7 protein-coding genes are annotated in these 5,657 nt (G+C 32.5%); 2 read left to right on the top strand and 5 right to left on the bottom strand.

Going from position 1 to position 5,657, the window contains the following annotated elements; genetic code table 11:
- The 5 genes from rsmA to pta form a co-directional block, all read right to left on the bottom strand.
- Nucleotides 1–737: 16S rRNA (adenine(1518)-N(6)/adenine(1519)-N(6))-dimethyltransferase RsmA (rsmA, locus tag ACHAJD_RS09575; RefSeq protein ID WP_435585647.1), on the bottom strand; the 737-nt coding region annotated here is incomplete at its 3' end.
- Complete coding sequence (gene rnmV / locus ACHAJD_RS09570) at nt 734–1,279, bottom strand: ribonuclease M5 (RefSeq protein ID WP_435585646.1); 546 nt, start codon at nt 1,277–1,279, stop codon at nt 734–736. The genes rnmV and rsmA, both read right to left, overlap by 4 nt.
- 7 nt (nt 1,280–1,286) lie before the next feature.
- The gene (locus ACHAJD_RS09565; protein WP_435585645.1) at nt 1,287–2,195 is read right to left on the bottom strand and encodes a diacylglycerol/lipid kinase family protein; all 909 of its coding nucleotides are present in this window, start codon (nt 2,193–2,195) and stop codon (nt 1,287–1,289) included.
- Nucleotides 2,196–2,276: 81 nt separating this feature from the next.
- Nucleotides 2,277–3,374: an NAD(P)H-dependent flavin oxidoreductase gene (locus tag ACHAJD_RS09560; RefSeq protein WP_435585644.1), complete on the bottom strand. Its 1,098-nt coding sequence runs from the start codon at nt 3,372–3,374 to the stop codon at nt 2,277–2,279.
- Between the two features lie 106 nt (nt 3,375–3,480).
- Nucleotides 3,481–4,437 (bottom strand): phosphate acetyltransferase, encoded by a 957-nt coding sequence (gene pta / locus ACHAJD_RS09555; RefSeq protein WP_435585643.1) that lies wholly within the window; start codon nt 4,435–4,437, stop codon nt 3,481–3,483.
- A gap of 101 nt (nt 4,438–4,538) precedes the next feature.
- Between pta and ppaX the strand changes: the two genes are divergently transcribed.
- Complete coding sequence (gene ppaX, locus ACHAJD_RS09550; RefSeq protein ID WP_435585642.1) at nt 4,539–5,201, top strand: pyrophosphatase PpaX; 663 nt, start codon at nt 4,539–4,541, stop codon at nt 5,199–5,201.
- Nucleotide 5,202: 1 nt separating this feature from the next.
- Nucleotides 5,203–5,619 carry an HIT family protein gene (locus ACHAJD_RS09545; protein WP_435585641.1) on the top strand — a complete coding sequence of 139 codons (417 nt, stop codon included), beginning with the start codon at nt 5,203–5,205 and terminating at the stop codon, nt 5,617–5,619.
- Nucleotides 5,620–5,657 lie beyond the last annotated feature (38 nt).

Below are 5,657 nucleotides of genomic sequence, written 5' to 3'. Positions count from 1 at the left end.
ATTTCTAAAAACAGAGATAAATTATTTAAAAGTGTTTTTCTACGTTGTTTAAACGCTGCTTTGACACATTCAAAAAAGAACGTTTCGTTTTTCACATTGTGATCTTTTTGAGCTCCAAAATCTAGTGTTATAACAGCACTTTCGACGTTTGGCGCTGGAATAAATACATTTTTAGGTACTTTAAAAGCAAAATTAGTATAGGCTCTATATTGAACAGCCACACTTAAGGCGTTATAGTCTTTGGTATTCTTGTTAGCGGTTAACCTTCTGGCTACTTCAAGCTGCATCATAACAACCATACGGTTAATACGTTTTGATTCTTCTAAGCATTTCATTAAAATAGGGGTTGTAATGTAATAGGGTAAGTTTGCAATTACTACAATTTGATCGAACGATTGTTTAATTGTTGCAATATCATTATCTATATTTCTTTTTAAGATATCGTCATGAATCAGCGTAAAATGTTCACTAGTAAATGTACTTTTTAAAATAGGAATTAAGTCATTATCTATCTCATAAGCAATCACATGCTTAGCTTTATTGACTAAATACTGTGTCAGACTTCCTAATCCTGGCCCAATCTCGATTACTAATGTTTCGTTTGTGATACGACCTAATGCAACAATATTTTGTAAAATATTATCGTCTATAAGAAAATTCTGACCATAACGTTTTTTTATCGTTATGGCATTGCTTTTTAATATTTCATGGATTGATTTTGGATTTGAAGATCTCATAATAATACCTTTTCTATTTCAGTTTTTTTAATTGCGAACATATTTAGACGTTTTAACATGGTCTTAGCGTTACAGCTTCCTAGGTGAAACTGTTCAGAAATAATTTTTCTGTTTAATTTAGCGTTTATAGTCCCTACTAGTTTTAAATCGACCATATCCACAATAGTTAATGGTTTTTCTGATAAAGGTTTTACTTCATGAATATGTTGTTTAAGGGCTTTTTCAATGACAGAAAGAGGTGCGTGTTCAATTCCGACTTTTCGTTTTGTCTCGTCAATACAATACTTCTTTTCGATGAACACATGCTTAGTTTCACCAACATAATCGTTCACTCTATTACGAATTTTTTGACCTGGAAAATCAGGATCTAATAATAATATTAAACCCCTCGTCTCGTTCATTTTTTTTAATAAATCCAATGTTTGATCAGAGATTTCGCTTCCGTTTGTAGTGATGATATCAATATCTTTAAATATTTGACGTATTCTTGAGGCATCGTGATTGCCTTCAACAACCACAACTTCTTTAAATAAATTAGACATAAGACTCCTATTGATTTTTAAAATATTTTTTGGCTTTTTTAGGATTTACAATAATACGTAAATGTTTAGGTTTAACACGTATTTCTTGATTACCAGAATCCGCTGCTTCACCATCTATATTCCATCTATGGTGGTGTTCGGTGTAGATTTTTGCATGTGTTGTTTGAAGTTTTTTTACAAAAGGTAACACTTTAGGGTTAAAGAAAAACGAGAAAAAATAAATAAGATTATTCAATAATGGAATGTATCGATATAAAACAATATCAACTTTTCCATCATCTAGTACGGGCTTTTGAATTATATTAAAGCCTGCTACTCGTTTAGAGTTAACTACCATTATAAGCGAATAATATCCTTTTAATTTACCGTCATCATATTCAATTTCAGTTTTAATCATTGGAATAGTAAAAAACTCTTTTATACCTGTAACTAAATAAGCAAAGTACCCTATAGCACGCTTTAGCTTCGATTGAGTTACGTAGCTAATATCGACATAATTTCCAATTGCAGTTACGTAAACAAAATATTCGTGTGCACCTTTTACAATATCCATATCTACTTGATGATTTGTTTTTATAACTTTTAATGCTTTGTGAATATTTTTTGAAATGCCTAATGTTTTAGCAATATCACAAGCAGTCCCTGATGGTACATACGCTATTAAAGGACGGAAATTGCTTTCCGCTAATCCATTTACACACTCGTTAACAGTTCCGTCACCACCTGATATTAATAACATGTCAACTTTTTCATAACAAGCTTCTTTTACCAGTTCTGTGGCATGACGCGGTCGTTTAGTCGGTTTAACAGAAATATCGTAACCAAGCTCTTTAACTGTTTCTTTTACTAATTCTAAATTCTCAACGAATTTTTTTCTTCCACTCATTGGGTTATATATAATCCAACATCGTTTCATGTTCATCACCACGCTTAAAAACATTATAGCATATAAAGAAAAAAGCTCACAAGAGCTTTGGTCTTTAATCAATATAGTGTTTTAATTAAACTGTAAAGTTGCTTTTTTTGCAAAATCATTTTTAAGTTCTTGGATTAATTCTTTAACTGAAATAATTGCTTCTGCTCTATAGGCGTTTACCCCTGCAAAAGCAAAGCCATGGGTAAGTTTTCCTTTTTTTGCATTGTACAGTGCAAGAGAGATACAATAAGGGGCTTCTTCTCTTTTACATGAATGAATACAGTCAAATGGACAGGAGAATGGGTGCTTATTTCCTAAAGCAACTTGATCTAGGTATTCATTACTAATAGCGCGCCCTGGTAATCCTACTGGACTAGATATAATTGTAATATCTTCTTTTTTTGCATTAATATATGTTTCTTTAAACTTAATATCAGCATCACACTCATGTGTCGTTACAAATCGCGTTGCCATTTGTACACCATCCGCCCCTATATTTAAGAATTCATATATATCATCACCTGTGTAAATTCCACCTGCAACAATTAATGGGATTTTTTGTTGGTGTGCTTCTTCAAATGGTTTTAGTATGTCTTTAACTTCTACTAATATTTTATCAAGTTGGAAGTTTGGATCTTCAAGTTGTGTTTCTTTAAACCCTAAATGCCCACCGGCTTTTGGACCTTCTATGACAAAAGCATCTGGAAGATAATCATACTGTTGTAGCCATTTTTGAGTGATAATTCTAGCTGCGCGTGCCGATGAAATAATAGGTACAATTTTTGTCTTAACACCTTCAGTTATGTATTTTGGTAAATCAAGTGGTAAGCCTGCTCCTGCAAAAATTATATCTATCTTTTCACTTATAGCTGCAACGACCATATCTTTAAATTGTGTCATAGCAACCATAATATTTACGCCTAATATCCCTTTAGTTAGCGATTTTGCTTTTCGTATTTCACTCACAAAAGCATCAATATTATTTTCCATAAAGGTTTTACCTTTTACTTTTTCAAACATCCCGTTCCCTGCTGCAGATATCACACCAATTCCGCCTTCATTTGCTACAGATGAAGCTAAATTAGCCATTGATATCCCAACACCCATTCCACCTTGGACAATTGGTAATTTTGCTTGTAAATGTCCGATGGTCAATGCTTTCATATTGGTTATTGTCATGTTTTCCTCCTAATAATAAAGGGCTATCGCAAAGCGATAACCCGCAATGTTAAACTATTATATCACATAGAGTAATATTTGACAATAACCGCTTTAATAAGAGTTCTTATTCAATCAAAGTTTGAGCAGCTGTGATAATTGCAGTGTTATAAACATCAAGCGGAGTGCATCCTCTTGATAAGTCGTTTACTGGTTTGTTTAATCCTGCTAAAATCGGACCGACTGCTTCAAAATTTCCTAATCTTTGGGCGATTTTATACCCAATATTACCTGAATTTAAGTCTGGAAATATAAAAGTATTAGCATTTCCTGCGACTGAGCTTTCTTTAAATTTACTCTTTCCAACACTTTGAACAAATGCCGCATCAAATTGCATTTCACCATCAATATCGAATCCGGAATTTTTTTCTTGAGCAATCTTAGTTGCTTCTCTTACCTTTTTAGTTTCATCGGTAATCGCACTCCCGTTAGTTGAGAATGATAGCATAGCCACTTTCGGTTCTAAACCAAACATTTTAGCAGCTTTTGCAGATTCTATGGCGAACTCTGCTAAAGATTTAGCATCTGGATTTGGATTGATTGCACAATCTCCCATAATATACTTTTCATCATCTCTGATCATTAAAAAGTATCCAAAGGTTTTACTAATTCCTGGTTTTGTTTTAATAATTTGTAAAGCAGGTCTAACTGTATCTCCAGTTGAATGTGCTGCGCCACTTACTAACCCAGCAGCCTCTCCCATGTAAACTAGCATTGTTCCAAAATAATTGGGTTGTTTTAAAAGTTCCTCTGCCTCTTCATATGAAGCTTTTCCGTCTCTTCTTTCAACAAGTGCTTGTACAAACTCTTTATATCTTGGATATTCAAGTGGATTGATTACAGTAATTCCAGATAAATCTGTATCGATTGAATTTTTATCGCCAATTAAAATTGGAACTACTAAATCTTCTTGAATTAATTTTAAGACCCCTTCTATAATGCGCGGATCATTTAATTCAGGAAATACAACCTTAATCTTTTTCCCTTTTATTTTACTTTTTAATTCGTCCATGATTTTAGACATATCATCACTCCTATCGTCTATATTATAGACAATTTATAGATTTTTTCAATTATTTTAGTAAAGAATAGCGTAGCATGTTAAAATAGTTTTAAGGTGATACGATGAAAAAAATTGACACAATATTATTTGATTTAGATGGAACCTTGATTGATACCAATGAAATTATTATAAAAAGCTACCAATTCGCGTTTCATACGCATTTCCCTAATGTTAAATTATCTCGTAACGAGATTATAGATCGCATTGGTCCTCCATTAGAAACAATTTTTAATATGTATACAAATAGCCCTTTTGTTGTTTCTGCCGCTATCGATAGTTACAGAAATTATTACGTGAAATATGAAGCTAATTATCATTCACTTTATCCTGGGGTCTATGATGGCGTTAAAAAGTTAAAAGAATTGGGTTATAATTTAGGTATTGTTACATCCAAGTTTAAACAAGCTGCAATGCCTAGTTTTAAACACTATGGATTAGATAAATACTTTGATGTGTTTATTGCCTTAGATGATGTGAAAGAACCTAAACCAAGCGCTGAACCCGTACTAAAAGCTTTAGCAAAATTTCCTGGTTATACTGGTGCAATTATGATTGGTGATAATCAAGGTGATATATTAAGTGGTAAAAATGCTAATATTTATTCTGCTGGGGTTGCTTGGAGTATAAAAGGGGTGCCCCATCTAAATGAAGTTAACCCAGATTATATGCTGTTTTCTATGAACGATTTAATTAAAATAGTAAATAGATTAAACGAGGAGGCTTAATATGGATTGTATTTTTTGTAAAATTGTTAAAGGTGAGATTCCTTCATACAAAGTGTATGAGAATGATGTAGTTTATGCGTTTTTAGACATTTCTCAAGGGACAAAGGGCCATACACTAATCATCCCTAAAACCCATTCAAACAATGTCTATGATTTACCTGAGGTTGATGCACATCAAGTATTTGGTATTGTGCCAAAACTTGCTAATGCATTAAAAAAAGCTTTTAATCCGATTGGATTAAACATCATTAGCAATAATGAGAAACCTCACCAAACAGTAGATCACTTTCATGTCCACTTAATTCCTAGATATGAAGATGATGGTATGGTATTATCAATCCTTAATAATTTTGAAGACTACGAACAAAAAGATTATGTAGATGTTCTTGATGCAATTAAGTCCGCAATGAAATCATAAAAAGAGCTTGTGCCTTTGCACAAACTCTTTTTTTTATT

The sequence above is a fragment of the Liberiplasma polymorphum genome, assembly GCF_043951795.1.
GTDB classification, from domain to species: domain Bacteria; phylum Bacillota_I; class Bacilli_A; order Izemoplasmatales; family Izemoplasmataceae; genus Liberiplasma; species Liberiplasma polymorphum.
This window is presented reverse-complemented; position numbering and strand designations above follow the sequence as displayed.